15 protein-coding genes are annotated in these 15,874 nt (G+C 57.5%); 1 reads left to right on the top strand and 14 read right to left on the bottom strand.

What is annotated here, in order from left to right; translation table 11 throughout:
- Positions 1–10 precede the first annotated feature (10 nt).
- The 9 genes from VFQ24_07510 to VFQ24_07550 form a co-directional block, all read right to left on the bottom strand.
- On the bottom strand, positions 11–1,450 hold the full coding sequence (locus VFQ24_07510; protein ID HET9178189.1) for an amino acid permease: 1,440 nt from the start codon (positions 1,448–1,450) through the stop codon (positions 11–13).
- 36 nt (positions 1,451–1,486) lie between these two features.
- Positions 1,487–2,356, bottom strand: coding sequence for a diaminopimelate epimerase (dapF, locus tag VFQ24_07515; protein HET9178190.1), 870 nt, complete (start codon positions 2,354–2,356; stop codon positions 1,487–1,489).
- Between the two features lie 35 nt (positions 2,357–2,391).
- Positions 2,392–4,011 (bottom strand): glycosyltransferase family 39 protein, encoded by a 1,620-nt coding sequence (locus VFQ24_07520; GenBank protein HET9178191.1) that lies wholly within the window; start codon positions 4,009–4,011, stop codon positions 2,392–2,394.
- On the bottom strand, positions 4,004–4,909 hold the full coding sequence (locus VFQ24_07525; GenBank protein ID HET9178192.1) for a PfkB family carbohydrate kinase: 906 nt from the start codon (positions 4,907–4,909) through the stop codon (positions 4,004–4,006). The genes VFQ24_07520 and VFQ24_07525 overlap by 8 nt, the downstream gene beginning before the upstream one ends.
- 46 nt (positions 4,910–4,955) lie before the next feature.
- A complete protein-coding gene (gene mtnP / locus VFQ24_07530; GenBank protein HET9178193.1) occupies positions 4,956–5,819 on the bottom strand; it encodes an S-methyl-5'-thioadenosine phosphorylase in 864 nt (287 codons plus the stop codon).
- A 29-nt stretch (positions 5,820–5,848) separates the two neighbouring features.
- The gene (locus tag VFQ24_07535) at positions 5,849–6,682 is read right to left on the bottom strand and encodes an MBL fold metallo-hydrolase (GenBank protein HET9178194.1); all 834 of its coding nucleotides are present in this window, start codon (positions 6,680–6,682) and stop codon (positions 5,849–5,851) included.
- Positions 6,682–7,119 (bottom strand): methylmalonyl-CoA epimerase, encoded by a 438-nt coding sequence (gene mce / locus VFQ24_07540; protein ID HET9178195.1) that lies wholly within the window; start codon positions 7,117–7,119, stop codon positions 6,682–6,684. Before mce ends, VFQ24_07535 begins: the two co-directional genes overlap by 1 nt.
- An 89-nt stretch (positions 7,120–7,208) precedes the next feature.
- A complete protein-coding gene (meaB, locus tag VFQ24_07545; GenBank protein ID HET9178196.1) occupies positions 7,209–8,177 on the bottom strand; it encodes a methylmalonyl Co-A mutase-associated GTPase MeaB in 969 nt (322 codons plus the stop codon).
- A 34-nt stretch (positions 8,178–8,211) separates the two neighbouring features.
- Positions 8,212–9,360 carry an acyl-CoA dehydrogenase family protein gene (locus VFQ24_07550; protein ID HET9178197.1) on the bottom strand — a complete coding sequence of 383 codons (1,149 nt, stop codon included), beginning with the start codon at positions 9,358–9,360 and terminating at the stop codon, positions 8,212–8,214.
- Positions 9,361–9,496: 136 nt separating this feature from the next.
- Between VFQ24_07550 and VFQ24_07555 the strand changes: the two genes are divergently transcribed.
- Complete coding sequence (locus VFQ24_07555; protein HET9178198.1) at positions 9,497–10,270, top strand: tetratricopeptide repeat protein; 774 nt, start codon at positions 9,497–9,499, stop codon at positions 10,268–10,270.
- Between the two features lie 69 nt (positions 10,271–10,339).
- On the opposite strand, the gene VFQ24_07560 is transcribed toward VFQ24_07555, so the two are convergent.
- The 5 genes from VFQ24_07560 to VFQ24_07580 all read right to left on the bottom strand — a co-directional run bounded on the left by VFQ24_07560 (position 10,340) and on the right by VFQ24_07580 (position 15,871).
- Positions 10,340–11,401 (bottom strand): GntG family PLP-dependent aldolase, encoded by a 1,062-nt coding sequence (locus tag VFQ24_07560; protein ID HET9178199.1) that lies wholly within the window; start codon positions 11,399–11,401, stop codon positions 10,340–10,342.
- Between the two features lie 32 nt (positions 11,402–11,433).
- The gene (gene hemW / locus VFQ24_07565; protein ID HET9178200.1) at positions 11,434–12,615 is read right to left on the bottom strand and encodes a radical SAM family heme chaperone HemW; all 1,182 of its coding nucleotides are present in this window, start codon (positions 12,613–12,615) and stop codon (positions 11,434–11,436) included.
- Between the two features lie 2 nt (positions 12,616–12,617).
- Positions 12,618–13,064 (bottom strand): secondary thiamine-phosphate synthase enzyme YjbQ, encoded by a 447-nt coding sequence (locus VFQ24_07570; GenBank protein HET9178201.1) that lies wholly within the window; start codon positions 13,062–13,064, stop codon positions 12,618–12,620.
- Positions 13,065–13,191: 127 nt separating this feature from the next.
- Positions 13,192–14,826 (bottom strand): bacillithiol biosynthesis cysteine-adding enzyme BshC, encoded by a 1,635-nt coding sequence (gene bshC, locus VFQ24_07575; GenBank protein ID HET9178202.1) that lies wholly within the window; start codon positions 14,824–14,826, stop codon positions 13,192–13,194.
- 118 nt (positions 14,827–14,944) lie between these two features.
- Positions 14,945–15,871 (bottom strand): dihydrodipicolinate synthase family protein, encoded by a 927-nt coding sequence (locus VFQ24_07580; GenBank protein ID HET9178203.1) that lies wholly within the window; start codon positions 15,869–15,871, stop codon positions 14,945–14,947.
- Between the last annotated feature and the right edge of the window lie 3 nt (positions 15,872–15,874).

Consider the following 15,874-nt stretch of genomic DNA (forward strand, 5'->3'; position numbering starts at 1 on the left):
CGTGCGAGCTTTATACTCTACGCCGATTCCGGTTTCCAAGGGAAGTCCACCAGTAGAGGCCGGCCCCGAAGCAAACGGTCAGCAACCCGAGGAATGATTCCGTGGGGCGAAGCCGGACAGTAGATATCAACATGCCGCAACTGGCCACCAGGAACACCACCGGCACGAGAGGAAAGAAACAGTCCACCGCAGGAAGTTTCCGCCAGTCCGCGCGCCTCCTCAATCGAAAGATTCCGGCCGTCGCCAGCGCCGACAAAAGAACCAGCATGAATCCGATGTAGTAAATCAGCGCCTCGAACGTCCCTGTAACGATCATGGCTACCGTTGCCAGCGCCTGGAATAACACTGCAACTACCGGCGCCTGGAATCGCGGGTGGACCCGCGCGGCCGAGCGAAAAAAACAGCCGTCCCTGGCCATCGCGTAGTAAACCCGCGGTCCCACAATCACCATGGCGCTGATGCATGAAAGCAGAGCCGCCGCCATCATGCCGCTGAATATCGCGCCGCCGCGTCCTGCAAAGAGCGCCTGCGCTGCCTCCGAACCGACCGGCAGAACGCCTTTCAGTCTTTTGAGCGGGAGCGCATAAATAAACGCTACGTTACACGCCAGATAGAACACGATCACCAGCAGCGTTCCCCCAACAAGGGCCATCGGCAGCGAACGCTCGGGGTCCCGAATTTCTTCTGCCACGTAAGTTGCGGCATTCCAGCCGCTATACGCGAACATCACGAAGGTGAGGGAAACGGCAAACTGCAGCGCAAGATCATGGGAAGAAGCCCTCACGGCTGGCAACTCAAAATGGCGCCAGTTGCCGTGGCCGATCATAAAAGCAAGGGCCAGGAAGGCGCTCAGCACTCCGATCTTCAGCAAGGTCAGCGTATTTTGCAGGCCGGCGGCCAGATGCAGCCCCAAAATGTTGACCAAGGCAAAAGCGGCGACGACGACGACCGCCAGGAGTTGGCCGTTGCCCAGATGAATCCATGCGACTCCCGAATGAAGGAATGAATCGGAAGAGGACGGGGACAGCGAAGGAAAGAAAAAGCTGAGGTATGCCGCAAAGGCCAGACCGCCTGCGGCAATGGGAGCCGAAAAGCCCGCGAAAAAGGAGACCCATCCGCTCACAAATCCCCACACCGGCCCCCAGGCTTCTCGCAGGTAGACGTATTCGCCGCCGGACCGCGGCAGGTTGACGCTCAATTCGCTGTAAACCAGACAACCCGCCACGGCCACAATGCCGCCCACAATCCATACGCCGAGCACCAGCGAACCGCGCCCGAGGTCCGCGGCAAGAAATCCCGTGGTAGTAAAAATGCCAGTGCCGATCATGTTCGCCACTACAAGAGCCATGGCACTGAACGTGGTCAACTCTCGTTTGAGCGAAGGCGGCATCAGAAAACCCGATTTCCAGTTCGATTCGTTCCGATGACGGACGAAGCGGAGAAAGAGCAATCGCTTTGCGGGGGAAGCCCCTCAGGGCTTCCCCATCTACCCTGCCGGATAATAGACTCCGTCGGCTATCAGTTCTGCGGGCCCGGAAAGGAGGACTTCCTTGTCCTCGGGCCATTCGACTTCCAGAGCGCCCGCCAGCGTACGGACCTTAACCGACCGCCGCGTGAAACCGTTCAAGATGCATGCCACTACGGCCCCGCAGGAACCGGTACCGGACGACATGGTTTTCCCCACCCCGCGCTCCCAGTAGCGGACTTCGATCTCCGTTTTTGATAGGACACGGATAAATTCCACATTGGTTCTGTTCGGGAACAACGCGCTTCGCTCAATTTCACGGCCGACATCCTCCCAGGGGACACTCGAAAAGTCCTCTACGAAAAGCGAGCAGTGCGGGTTCCCCATGGATGTAACGGTTGCCGCCAGAACTCCGTAAGTTACGCGGATCGGGTAACCGATCACTGGCGAGGGATGCTTTCCAGCAAGAAACGGAATTTTCTCCGCATCCAGGATGGGCCTGCCCATGTTGACGCGGAACCTCCACTTCCCCTGCTTCATCTGTGCAACGGTCGACAGGAGTTCCAGTGTCTTCACTCCGGACGCCGTTTCCACTCGAAGGGTGCGCAGCCTGCGGTTTTCACGGACCAGGAAAGCCCCGGCGCAGCGGATGCCGTTGCCCGACATCTCGGCCTCGCTGCCATCGGCATTAAAAAAGCGCACGCGAGCATGATTGCGTGCGCTCCGGGACTTCTGCAGCAGGAGAAGCCCGTCCGCACCGACTCCGGTATGCCTCTCACAGATGGCCAGGGCGAGCGTGGCTGGACCTCCGGCAACGTTGGAACTCTTCGTGACGATGAAGTCATTGCCGAGGCCATGGAATTTTGTGAAAGTGATTGATCTGTTGGACATGGTTGCCCTTGTGCCCGCTGGCTGCAATCCTGGCGTTAGGAACTATTACGTTCAGCGGTGAATGACCCGCTCTTGCGCCGGTAAATTGTGATGCTTTGCTGTTCCGGAAAATTTCTTCGATACACCGGAACGAAGTCCTTAAACGCTTCCGGATATGCGCGCATGAGGACGTCAACTGGGTCGTTTTCGCCGCTCACAATCCATTCCACAAATTTCCCCGCCCCGTCCGGGAGCTTCCGCCAATACCTGCGATTATTTCCGCTCAGGATGTTCCGATAGTGAATGTCCAGGGTGGGAGCTAAGCACGGCCATTCGCCGGATTGCATCAGGATTCTCTTGCCGTCGTAATGGCTCCTGAAGAATGCGATCAGGGTCTGGTCAGGTTCGGTTTTGCACGGCGAGTTGAGAATACCCTCTGTAACCATCGGCAGATTGCGCGCTCCCCCGGCCAGCATCCAGGCGCTCTGCGCGCCAAGTATGGCGAGGCATACGGCCAGAATACCCCTCCTAAGGCTCCGTGTCACAGTAGGCGAAATGACGAACGAAGCCAGGAGCGCAATTCCCGGGAGCATTTCAATTCCGTACCGGAGATTGTAATACGAATGGGGGAAATAAGCGGGGACGTACAGCGGTACGGCAGCGCCCGCCATCGCCTGAACATAAAAAGGCAGCAGCACGAGCAAGAGGAGACACGCCGCTCGCCGTTTGCGATACCGGCGCTCGAGCACCCACAGCATAAGGCCAAGCGCGGCGAGCACCAGCAGCCAGGGGCCCAGAATAAGCCTCAGATCTTCTACATAATAGCGGGCCGATATCAGCATGCTGCCGTCCGTGGGATAGCGAAATGCCGTGGTGGCAACCTGGTGGGCATAAATGGCCTGCGCAGAGTCCGGCCCGTTGTAAAATTCGATTGGATTGCCTGCCGTGACCGCGTCGTGGAGCATCCAAAGGGCCGGCCCGGCGCCCGCGATCACGGAAAACAACACGGCTCGACGCAAGCGGACCCTCCAAGCATCTTTTCTGACCAGCAGAACAAAGAGCGCCGCGAAAGGCAGGAGATACCACACTGAGTAGCGAGTCAACGTGCCAAAGAAGGCTGCAACCCCAGAGACTGCCAGCCAGCGTGCCAGTCCGCTCGTCTGGTAACGGAACAGAGCATAAACGGCAAGAACGACCCACAAGATGGAAAGAGGTTCCGTCATGGGAGTGCTTGCGAGGTAAAACATGCTGGGACAAAGCAGGAAAGCGCCCAGGGTGACAAGGCCCGCGGCAATGCTTCGGTTCATTTCCAGTGACAGCCGAAAAAGAAACCATGCGCTGATGGCAAAAGCCATCGTGGCAACCAGGCTGCCAGCCAAACCCGTCCGCCAAAGGTGGTCATTGATGGCCAGCGGCGCCGCCAAAAAATGGAACATGGGCAGCCAGACGTTCCCAATCTCCGCACGGCCAGGCGTCATCGAGTCAAAGAGGCGCCGGGCCCCAGCCATGTGCGCCAGGGTGTCACCGTAAAGCTGGGTCAGCCCGCGGGTATAAAAGAAATGCAGACTGCCGAAGGCCACCGTGAGAACCACTGCCCAGACGGAAATGGCCGCTCCGACAGGAAGGATTGGATTGGGCTGAAGCGGTGTGGAATCGGCGTCAGGCCGGTTAGACATCAAATCGGGTCAGTTGCGCAAATTCGCGCATGCGTCCTTCAATTTCCTGAGGTGTCAGCCCCAGGAGGCGTTTAAGGCCAAATTCTTCTACTGCAAAGCTTGCCATGACGGAACCATAGACGACCGCGCGACGCAGATTGCCTTCGGAGAGATCTCCGGTTCGAGCAAGGTGCCCCATAAATCCGCCGGCAAAGGTGTCCCCCGCGCCTGTGGGATCCTTGCACTCTTCTAACATAAATGCCGGCATCGAAAATATCGTCCCGTTGTTGAGGAGAGTAACACCGTGTTCGCCCCGCTTGATCACCAGGATTTTCGGGCCCATCTTCTGGATTTCCTTTGCGGCCTTCAGGAGGTTCTGACAGCCCGAAAGCATGCGGGCCTCACCTTCGTTTATCACCAGCGCATCCACCTCGCGCAGCGTTTCCTTCAGTTCGCCCGGCGTGCCTTCAATCCAATAATTCATGGAATCGAGTGCCACCAGTTGCGCCTTGGACAACTGCCGCCGAACGTGAAGTTGCAGCCTCGGATGGATGTTGCCAAGAAAGACAAATTCGGTTGAAGCATCGAGTTCGGGCACCTTCGGACTGAAATTCTGGAAGACGTTGAGCTGAATGTCGAGTGTCCTGGCATCGTTCATAGCGCCCACATATTCGCCTTTCCAGCGGAAGGTCTTGCCCGGCGCGCGTTCGATTCCGGTGGTCTCAATCGAGCGGAGACGGAAGACCTCAAGGTGTTCCTCACCGAAGTCGTCGCCGACCACGGCGACAATCTTGACTGGACCAAACCAGCTTGCGGCGACTGAGAAAAAGCTTGCAGACCCGCCCAGGATTCCTTCTACTTCCCCGTGCGGGGTCCGGATGGAATCAAACGCGACAGAACCAACGACCAAAAGCGACATAAAAGCTTGCCTTTTCCTCGTGAGTTAAAGACCCGTATCAACCAGTCTACTTGAGATATTTCCCGACGAGCAAGCCTAACCGTTTCTTAGCCTGGGCAGAAATCTTGCTGCGGTCCGTGAGAATCGCGTGTGCGAGAGCAGACCCGCATTTGCAACTCCGCTGGCCGGGCAGGCGACGGACGGCAGATCGCAGGATCTTTTGGGCATTCTTGACGTTGCGATTGAGATAGTCAATGATCTGGTCGACAGTGACCGCCGCGTGCTCAGGATGCCAGCAATCGTAATCCGTGACCATGGCCAGCGTTGCGTAACAGAGCTCTGCTTCGCGGGCAAGCTTGGCTTCCTGCAGGTTCGTCATGCCGATGACATCCATGCCCCAGCTACGGTAAGCGTTTGATTCCGCCTTGGTGGAAAACGCGGGACCCTCCATGCAGACGTACGTTCCGCCGCGATGCACTATGACTTTCGCGTCGGCGCAGGCGGCTTCCAGGGCATCCACGACCGTCGGACACATGGGGTCTGAAAAACCCACATGCGCCACAATCCCACCGCCGAAGAAAGTCGAGATGCGGCCGCGGGTCCGGTCGAAGAACTGGAGCGGGAGGGCCATGTCCATCGGGCGGTAATCTTCTCTTAAAGAACCCACTGCACTGACAGAAAGAATCCGCTCAACTCCCAGCTTCTTCATGGCATAGATGTTGGCCCGGTAGTTGATTTCCGAGGGCGTGATCACGTGCCCGCGTCCGTGGCGTGCCAGAAATGCAACCTGCCTGCCTTCAAGGACCCCGACGCGGAAAGCGTCCGAGGGTTTGCCAAACGGCGTCGCCAAACGAACCCACCTGGGCTGGCTAAGGCCTTCCATCTGATAGAGTCCGCTTCCACCAATAATCCCGATCGCTGCTTGGGCCACTTTGGAACCTCCACTCTTCCTTCTCTCCGTTATTTCACTGCTACCGGCTGGAACGTCAACTTTCCGTCCACTTCCGACAGCGTTCCCCATGGAACATCAGGATCATGCGGGAAAACCGTTAATACGCCCTCCTCCGCCAGGCACGGAAGCAGCCGCTTCTTTGAAGCCAGAGTTTCCATCGGATAGAGGTCGAAAGCCATAATCCATGGGTAGGGGATGTGAGCGCGTGTTGGAACGAGGTCAGAAACAAAGCACGCGCGCTGGCCTTCTGACTCAATCCATACGCACTGCAAGTCCTTGACGTGTCCGGGCGCAAGTTCAACCCGGACCCCAGGCACGATCTCATGGTCGCCATCAACCAACACCGTTTGCGGTTCCGCTGGGGCAAACCATTCTTCGAAATAGCTTGCCCGGTCTCGTTCGCTGGGGTGCAGGGCATGTTCCCACTCGGCCCTTTGCATGAAATAGCGCGCGTTTGGAAACGTCGGAACGATTTTCAATCCATCGCGCCGCGTATTCCAACCGCAATGGTCGAAGTGCAAATGAGTGTTGATGACAATATCGACATCACCAGGTCCAATCCCGTGACGTGAAAGCTCGTCGGGGAGGCGTGACGAATGATTGACGTCGTAAATATCGCCAAACTTCGCGTCAAATTTGCCGCCAATGCCTGTTTCGACGAGAACATTGTAGCGGCGTGTCTTGACGAGCAGGCAGGTGAGTCCAAGGCGCACGCGGTTGCGCTCATCTGCGGGCAGCTTCTTTTCCCACAGAACCTTCGGAACAACCCCAAACATTTGCCCGCCGTCAAGGCCGAATGTACCATCAGACAGCGCATGAATCTCAAAGGCGCCCAGCTTCATTACTTGCTTCCCTGCTCCGGATATGAGGTTTCCTGCCTCGATTCAGTCTCTTCAAGCAGCTCGATCAAAATATTTGCCGTACTTGAAGGGTGCAAGAAGGCAATCGACTCACCTCCTGCACCAACGCGCGGAGTGCGATCGACAAGTCGGATGCCATGCCGGTCGAGCTCGTTCAGCGTCGTCTGCAAATTGCCGACGGTCAAAGTCAAGTGATGGATTCCCGGCCCGCGCTTACCGATGAAGCGCGCAATCGGCGATTCAGGCGAACTGGCCTCCAGCAGTTCAAGACGGCTTTCTCCAACCTGGAAGCTCGCAACCCGCACTTGTTGATCTTCGACTTCTTCGCGAGAATCGGGCGGGCGTCCCAGTAAGAGTTCAAACACTGCCGCCGCTTTTTCAAGAGACTCCACAGCAATGCCCAGATGATGAATACGCATTCTTTCATCCCATAGCTGCAAGATTATGGTTTACTACGCCGGTATTTTCATCCTGTCCCGGGCCGTCGCATCTCCTTTGAGCGGGCCGATCAGCCGCGCCCGGAGCCGACGCCCGATTCCTGGAGCATTTCTTCCACGATGGAATGTGGATCGCGCCGGCGCGCCAGAATTGCCTCCACGTATTCGCTGATCTGTTTCTGGTCAATCCGCTCCTCAGCAACCCGTTCGAACAGGCGTTGACGTAACAATTCCAGGAGGTGCAGACGGGCGTTTTCGCGCCGTCGATTCAGCCCTGCGGAACTGCCTTCCGTCGCCGCCCGGAATTTCTCCAATTCTTCACACAGTTCGGATATTCCCTCACCCGTTGTCGCCGTCGTTTTAACAATGGGCGGGCGCCAGGCATCCAGCTTCGTCCCCACGGACAGCAGTGCGTCCAACTCGCGTTCCATGCGCTCGGCGCCCGGTTGATCGGATTTGTTAATCACGAAAAGGTCCGCAATCTCCATCACACCGGCCTTAAAAGTCTGAACACCATCACCCATGCCCGGAACCAGAACGACGACGGTGGCGTCGGCGAGGCGAGCCACGTCCACCTCGGCTTGTCCCGCCCCTACTGTTTCAATGAACACTACATCACAACCTGCGGCATCAAGGATGAGGGCTGCGTCGCGTGCAGCGGGTGCAAGCCCGCCCAGTTGTCCGCGGGTTGCCATGCTGCGAATATAGACGCCCTCATCGGTTGCAAGCGCCTGCATGCGAATGCGGTCGCCCAGAATAGCGCCGCCTGAAAACGGACTGGTGGGATCCACCGCAACGATGCCTACACGCTTGTCTGACCGCCGGAATTCCGTGGCCACCTTTCCGAGCAGAGTGCTCTTGCCCGCCCCTGGCGCTCCTGTAACACCGATCGTGTATGCCTGACCGGCCTTATGAAAGAGGGCGCGCAGCAACGCCGAGCTTGAGGGTCCTTTCGTCTCAACCGAGGAGATTGCCTGTGCAACCGCCCGCCGGTCCCCGGCGCATATCTTCTCAACCCACTGTTCAACAGAGATACCCATCAATTCATCACGCGCGCGATGCACAGCAGATGCGCTACGGCAATTTCCCCAGAGACTCACGGGCGATAATCAGCCGCTGAATTTCGCTGGTGCCCTCACCGATCGTACACAGCTTGACGTCCCGGTAAAACTTCTCGACGGGATACTCTTTGATAAAACCGTATCCACCGTGAATCTGCACTGCTTCGCCCGCAATCCTCACCGCGATTTCGCTGGCAAACAGCTTGGCGATGGAGCTTTCGCGCGTTACTCGTTCGCCCCGTGTCGCCAGAGCGGCCGCCCGCCACGTCAGCAGCCTTGCTGCGTCGATTTCGGTGGCCATGTCGGCCAGCTTGAAGCGAATGGCCTGAAAACTGGCGATGGGCCGTCCGAATTGCTCCCGTTCCCGGGAGTGCCTGAGCGACTCTTCGAATGCGCCCTGCGCTATCCCTACGGAGAGCGCCGCAATGGAGATGCGTCCTCCATCCAGGACCCGCAGGCTGTCAATAAATCCCTGCCCCTCTACACCCAGGCAGTTCTCCTCCGGAATTCGGCAATCCTCGAAGATGATCTCTCCTGTATTGCTGGCCCGCATGCCCAGCTTGTCTTCGGCCTTGCCGGGTCGGAAGCCGGGAGTTCCCTTTTCGATGATAAACGCGGAAATTCCATGCTTACCCTTGGCCTTGTCAGTAACGGCCATGGCCACACAGGTGTCTGCGTAATGGCTGTTCGTAGTAAATGTTTTCGAACCGTTAAGTATCCAGGTATTACCTTCGCGCCGCGCGGTGGTGCGCGTACCACCCGCGTCCGACCCCGCGCCGGGCTCAGTCAGACTCCAGCAGCCCAGTTTGTCACCCTGCGCAAGTGGGACAAGGTACTTCCTTTTCTGCTCCTCGGTGCCAGCGAGCAGGATGTGATTGGCGCAAAGGGAATTGTGCGCTGCCACAACCAGCGCGATAGAGCCGTCAACTCTTGCCAACTCCTCAATTGCTATGACATAGGGAATGTACCCAAAACCGGCGCCTCCGTATTTAGCAGGCACGGTTACGCCCATCAGCCCCAGCCTGGCAAGCGCAGGCAAAAGTTCGATCGGAAAATGTTCGGCCGCATCCCATTCGCGAACGTGAGGGCGTATCTCCTGCTCCGCGAAGGCCCGCACCGAATCCCGAATCCCACGTTCCTCGTCCGTCAATTCGAAATCCAGCCTGCACCTCCGCCCACGCCGCACTGACCGCTCGATTCAGGGTTATTCTAACATGCTTAAGCCTGATGCCTTTTGCTGCCACACATCTCTTGCGTAGGTTATTGCTGCTTTCGGCGGCATCTTCCGTGATACTATTGTGTCCAAGAATATGAACACCCGTCCTCACATCCTTCTCCTTTCCGCTCTTATGCTCATGGGCAACACCTGCGGCTCGGCCAAATGGTTGCTCGGAAAGAAACACGCGAACGCGGCGCCATCGGCCACAGTTTTGGCCGTATCGGGGAAGGACGGTTGTAAGGTGGATGTCGATGGCGAGGATGCCGGGACCACCGGGAGCGACGGTGTCCTGGTGATTAAGGGCGTAGACTCAGGTAACCATTACATCCATGTGCAGTGTCCGAACCAGCGCGAAACTTCCTATTTTATTTCTGCTATCGCAGGACAGCGGATGGAACTCGATGCCCGGTCGGCTGATAGCAGCTCCGGAGTGGCGGAATCCGTCTCCCTGAATCCTGCCGCGTCCGAGATGCAGTTGCGCAATATGGTTTCAGAGGCGGATCAACTGCGGTCGAGCGGCCAATTCAAAGAGTCTGTCGATCTCCTGCGGAGAGCAACGCTGCTTGACCCGAGAAACGGAGATCTGCACCGGGAACTCGGGATTACCTTCCTCATGTTCCATGACTGGGAGAGCGCCAAAGTAGAAATGCTGGAAGCTGTCCGCCGCGATCCTCAAAGCGTTGATGCGCACAGCGGACTGGCATATGCGCTCGAAAAGCTGGGCGACCTGGACGGAGCGCTCAAGGAATACCGCACTTGCACTCAGATGGATCCGCACGACACCGAATACCGCGACCATTACGTCGAAGTCCTTGGTATGTTGTACAGCGAGAAAGCGGATAAGAAACACTGAGCGCACCTCACCTACTCTTCCTTTCAGCCGGCGGGTTAACCCGCTATTTGCCAAGGTGTGGAAGGAGGCTCACGCTCCTACGGAATTTTGCGCGACCGCGAGAACCGCCCGCAGCACGCTGAGCGCCCGCTCGCAACCTGCGTGGTCAACGTCAAAGTGCGTCACCATGCGCAGGATTGAGGCGCCCGTAGGGTTCGCCAGCACACCCTGCGCGGCCAGACGCTTTGAGACTTCCCTGGCGGTGAGTCCGCTGGCCGACACATCGAAAAAGAGGATGTTTGTTACGACCTTGGCCGGATCGATTTCCACGCCGGGGATTTCCGCCAGTCCTTCTGCCAGGAACTTCGCATTTTCATGATCAATATGGAGGCGCGTCGGGCTTTCTTCAAGCGCCACCAGTCCGGCTGCGGCCAGAATTCCCGCCTGCCTCATTCCACCACCCAGCATCTTGCGGACAAGCCGCGCCTCTTCGATGAAGTCCTTGCACCCCAGCACCATTGACCCCACCGGCGCGCCCAGCCCCTTGGACAGACAAAACATGATGGAGTCAAATTTTCGCGTCAGTTCCACTACAGAGCGTCCGAGCGCTACGCTGGCGTTAAAGATCCGGGCGCCGTCCAGGTGGACCGGCAGGCCCCGCTGATGCGCACGGTCACATATTTCATCGGAGATTGCAAGCGGATAAACGGACCCGCCTGCAAGATTTGACGTGTTCTCCAATTCAACCAAACCCGTACTGGCGTGATGATCACTGCGGCGGCGGATGAGGGGTTCGACCTGCTCCCATCGCATGATCCCGTCCTCGGCTACAATCGTCCTTGGCACGACACCCGAAAAAGCTCCCATCATACCCATTTCGTGATTGTAAATGTGTGCGCGCGCCTCGCAAATCACCTCCCGGCCAGGCCGCGTGTGGACCTTGAGCGCCGTCTGATTCCCCATGGTGCCTGAAGGAACCAGGAGTGCGGCTTCACGGTTGAAAATTTCGGCAGCGCGCTCCTGGAGACGATTGACCGTTGGGTCTTCGCGGTACACGTCATCGCCCACTTCCGCCTCTGCCATTGCACGTCGCATTGCCGGCGTCGGACGAGTCACCGTGTCACTGCGCAGATCAACCCTTGATTGACCCATGTTAATCTCTCCAGTCTCGAACATCAAGTGCGTTAGACGCCGACGAATTCCTGGAAGATCTCGTTTGAAACCAGGAGCGCTTTTTCCGCCAGGCGCACCCGGCCGTTGTGCAGCTCAAGCCAACCGTCACTTTCAAGCGACCGGATCTTCTGAGTCCACCGGTCAAGGAGTCCGCTGCCCCAGCGGCGACGGGCCTCGATCAGATTAATCCCATCCAACTGGCGAAGTCCGAGAAAAAAGAACTCCTCCAATTGCGCTTCGGAGTTCACCCGCCGCTGCTCGCAGATTGGCGACTCTCCCTGTGCCAGGCGCCTTTCGTATTCTTCCACCGCCGTGGCGTTTTCCCAACGGAATTGCCCGTCGGAAGAGTGTGCGCCTGCGCCCAGGCCCAGGTACGGTTCCAACTGCCAATATTTCCGGTTATGGATCGATTCGCGGCCCGAAACCGCGAAATTTGAAATCTCATAGTGACGGTAGCCCGCCTGGCGCAATCGCTCGCGCCCCAGTTCGTATGCATCAACCATGAAATCATCATCCGGGATTTCCCCAGCGTGATAGCGTATGCCGTGGCGCAGTACTTCACCGCCCAGGCGGCTCTTCTCGTCAATTTCGAAAAGATAGAGGGAGAGGTGCTCTGGCGTCTGCGCGATCGCAGAATCTAATGAAGAGTTCCAGGAGCCTGGCGTCTGGTGCGGCAGCCCGGCAATCAAATCCAGGCTGACGTTATCAAAGCCCTCATCACGCGCGGTTCGAATCAATGCTCGGGTGTCATCAGCAGAGTGTAGCCGTCCGACAGAGCACAGCTCGCCATCATCAAAGGACTGTGCACCGATACTGAGGCGGTTAATGCCGAGAGTCCGGACATGTTTTAGAAAATCCTTGTCCGCCGATCCCGGCGTGACTTCCAAAGTGAATTCCACGTTGGGACTAAACCGGAACAGCCGGTGAAGTCCAGCGACCATCTGATTGAGGCGATCGGCTCCAAGGAGTGAGGGCGTTCCTCCCCCTATGTAAACCGAGTCCACGGATTTCTGGAATATAGTCGGCGCTATTCCAGCCCTCCCATAAATTTCCGGTAGGCTGTCGATTTCCCGGACCACGGCCTGGCAGTAGGCGTCATAGACGTCCGCGCGAGCTACTCGCGAACTGAAATTGCAGAAACTGCACTTTGAGGCACAGAAAGGGACCTGGATGTAAAGGCCGAGCATTTCCATGGCTAATCCGAGACAAGCTTGACGTAGAGGTCTCGCCGGCGAGGTCCGTCAAATTCACAAAAGTATACGCCTTGCCAGCGGCCGAGCAGCAGGCGATGGTCCTCAATCAGAAGTGTTCTGGTGGCGCCGAGGAGGGTTGCCTTGAGGTGAGAGTCGCAGTTGCCGTCGTTGTGGCGATAACCAGCGGCGGTAGGCGCAAGCCGCTTGAGGAAGTCCGCAATGTCCTCGCGGAGACCTGGGTCGTAGTTTTCGTTGATCAGGACCGCCGCGCTGGTATGCGGAACGAACACGTGGCACTGGCCGCTCTCGATTTCCGATTTCTCGACCAACTGCTCGATCTGGCTGGTAACATCTCTAAACTCCACGCGGGAGTTGGTCTCAATATGAAGAGTGTGGCGCTGATTTTTCGGTTTTTCCGCGCTTGGGGCCCGTGCTTGCTGCTCAGACATTCTTCTCTCCTCTGTTCAGGCGTCGATATTCAGGAGAAAAACTTCATTCAGTATATCAAGAGCAAGCGAGGGATTCTCAGCCTAACGTGGCCACGAATCCTGTCTTAAACGAATGCCCGAATGAAACTCAAAAACTCATGATGTAGTGCCCCGAAGAATCGGCAGGAATTTGATCGAGCAAGCGGTCAAGCAACCCGTACCCCGCCCGGCCCAGGAAGTACACCCCGCTGACAAGCCGCTCCTGCAATTCCTTTTCAGGCATGATGGCACGAAGAAGGGCCTGTTCGTGGCGCGCCAGGACATCCGAACGGCTGAGTACCGAACGCGTCAATTTGGCTTTGAGCTTTTCGACCTGATATTGGATCTTTTCTTCCGCGTGGTTCAGCGTATCCAGCAATGTGGGGTCGAGGACCTCGATATCCTTTCGCAACCGTGACAGCAGTTCTGCCAATTCCTTCTCCGTCTGGTCAAAACGTTCGGACCAGCCTTCCGAAAGTGCCGTGGCAGCAATGCGCTGACTAAGATGGTCCTGGCCAAGCCAGACGTCTTCGGCGGTAACCTGATATTTCTCCATCCAGCGCTCGACGCGGCGGTCAAGCAGAGTGAAGCCGCAGCGGGGAAAGACTGCGGGCATCGGCCGATTAAGGGCTGAATAGAGCACCTGCGACTGGCCGAGATACGCCAACTCAGAGGGTCCTGCAACGTAAGCAATGGTTGGCAGCAGCGAGTCCTGCACAACCGGCCGCAGCAGGACGTTGGCAGAGAAATTAAGCGGCCGATCTTTGATCTCGTTCTCCAGCTCGCTGAAAGAAGCCGTTTGGCGGTCGCCGATCGAAAACTCTTTCCCGCCGGCGGCAGGGCCGTGCACCGGCAGGCGGTTCCCTTCCCGATCAGCAAAGAGCAGGGTCGAATCTTCAGCAATGTGGACCTGGGCGTGGTAGCCCGCTTTGACGAGTTCAATTGAACGCGCCTGAAGCAACGAACGAAACTCGACAGCCTGGCGCAATGCCTTCCAGTAAATCGGAGCAGCTAACGCGTGGATCGCCGCGTCCATAGGGTCAAGAAGAATCACACCCCAACGGTCGAACAGGCGGGTAAGAAACTGCGCAAATGCGTGTGACCACGTGTTTCCGGGCCGATACGCGATACGCAGGTCGTCAAGCAATTGAGCGCCATTGCCGGAAGTTTGGAGGAGAGATTTCAGCCGGTCGAGCACTCCGGAAATGCTCTCCGTCAGTTTTACCCGGCCAACGGCTGATTGGGGTGCGGGCCGGTCTCCAGGGTCGTGCAAATGAACGGCCTCATATTCGTCGTTCAAAGCGTAGGTTTGGGCTACCTCCTCCAGGTCGTGGTCTTCGGAGGCCAGCCAGAATACCGTTACGGTTGTCATCCCTCGTTCGTTGAGCGACTGCGACAACCGCACCGCCGTTAAAGCCTTATAAAGGGTGAAGGCCGGACCCGATAAGAGCCCAACCTGCTGCCCGGTTACAACCGCCAGAGTCTCCGGACGGCTGAGTCGCTGAATGTTCTGCAAGGTATCCTGGCCGGCTCCGAAAGCCTTGTTTTGTTTCAGCAGAACACCGACAAGTGTCTCTCGATCAATTTGAACGTCTTGAAGCTTCTCTCTGAGATTGTCATAAGTTTCGGCAGAAAAGGGAGAGCCGTTGTAATATCGGGCAACCTTGCCGTGCCGCTCCACGTAGTCCACCAGGAGCTTGCTCGATTTCGGGACTTGAGAAAGCGGCAGCGATACGGTATCCATATTCTTCACATGCTACACTACGCGGCGGCTAGAATTGCAACAACACCCCGGCAATACCTCCCGCAACTCTACAATGATGTTGCAATGGCGACTTACGATTCAAAATAGGGTTGAAAAATCAGGCCGCCTGGAACTTCTTCGGGTGGATGCCGACCTCCCTCAGGGCAGCAGCCACCTTCCGTCCTTCGACGCGGCTTAAGGGCAGCAGAGGGCTTCGGGGTTTTCCGCCGCGGTAACCGCACAAATCGAGTGCGTATTTGATCCCAGGTATCCCGGCGCGAACGTTTACTTCCTGGACGAGGGACAGGATGCTCTGCTGAACTTGCCTGGCGCCGGCAAAATCGCCCTGGAGGTATCGATTGTAGATTCCAAGGCACAGGTCCGGTATGTAGTTTGCGGGGCCCAGAACAGCGCCCGCTGCTCCTGCCTGGAAAGCGTCCAGCATGATCAATGCCGAGCCTGCCAGGACGCGAAATCCTGCCTTGGATTTCGTCAAAACATCGCGCAGGAACTCCAGGTTACCGGAACTCTCTTTGAGGCCAACAATGTTGCCGTGGCGCGAGAGGCGCGCAATCGTCTCCGGGTCAATATTGATGCCGGTAAACTGCGGAATTGAATAGATCAACACGGGCCGCTGCACGGCGTCGGCCACGGCCGAAAAGTGCGCGGTGAGCGCGGCTGAATCCATGCGGTTCTTGAAGTAACCTGGCGTCAGCACCAGCAAAGCATCGGCCCCTCGTTTCAGGGCCTCCTTGCTCAAATGGATTGTCTGGCGTGTTGCTTCAACGCCAGTACCGACCAGCAGGATTTCTGGGGCGGGAACCAATGGCCGGGCCAGTTCCACCAGGCGCATCCGTTCGCGCTCGGTCAGGTACGGACCCTCGCCGGTTGACCCTGCGATGAGAATGCCATTAAATCCCTGCCCTACATACCGCCGCACGTTGGAACGGAACCCCGCCTCGTCAAGATCGCCGCGCGTATTGAAGGGTGTCACTACGGGAACAAAGACCCCTTTAATCCGATCGAGAATTTCTTTCCTTGTCATGAG

The sequence above is a fragment of the Terriglobia bacterium genome (assembly GCA_035712365.1).
GTDB lineage: Bacteria > Acidobacteriota > Terriglobia > UBA7540 > UBA7540 > SCRD01.

Coding starts and splice junctions, on each gene's coding strand:
- dapF (HET9178190.1), bottom strand. CDS start 2,356: ATGTCCAACAGATCAATCACTTTCACAAAATTCCATGGCCTCGGCAAT.
- VFQ24_07520 (HET9178191.1), bottom strand. CDS start 4,011: ATGTCTAACCGGCCTGACGCCGATTCCACACCGCTTCAGCCCAATCCA.
- VFQ24_07525 (HET9178192.1), bottom strand. CDS start 4,909: ATGTCGCTTTTGGTCGTTGGTTCTGTCGCGTTTGATTCCATCCGGACC.
- VFQ24_07535 (HET9178194.1), bottom strand. CDS start 6,682: ATGAAGCTGGGCGCCTTTGAGATTCATGCGCTGTCTGATGGTACATTC.
- mce (HET9178195.1), bottom strand. CDS start 7,119: ATGCGTATTCATCATCTGGGCATTGCTGTGGAGTCTCTTGAAAAAGCG.
- meaB (HET9178196.1), bottom strand. CDS start 8,177: ATGGGTATCTCTGTTGAACAGTGGGTTGAGAAGATATGCGCCGGGGAC.
- VFQ24_07560 (HET9178199.1), bottom strand. CDS start 11,401: ATGGGTCAATCAAGGGTTGATCTGCGCAGTGACACGGTGACTCGTCCG.
- hemW (HET9178200.1), bottom strand. CDS start 12,615: ATGGAAATGCTCGGCCTTTACATCCAGGTCCCTTTCTGTGCCTCAAAG.
- VFQ24_07570 (HET9178201.1), bottom strand. CDS start 13,064: ATGTCTGAGCAGCAAGCACGGGCCCCAAGCGCGGAAAAACCGAAAAAT.
- bshC (HET9178202.1), bottom strand. CDS start 14,826: ATGGATACCGTATCGCTGCCGCTTTCTCAAGTCCCGAAATCGAGCAAG.
- VFQ24_07580 (HET9178203.1), bottom strand. CDS start 15,871: ATGACAAGGAAAGAAATTCTCGATCGGATTAAAGGGGTCTTTGTTCCC.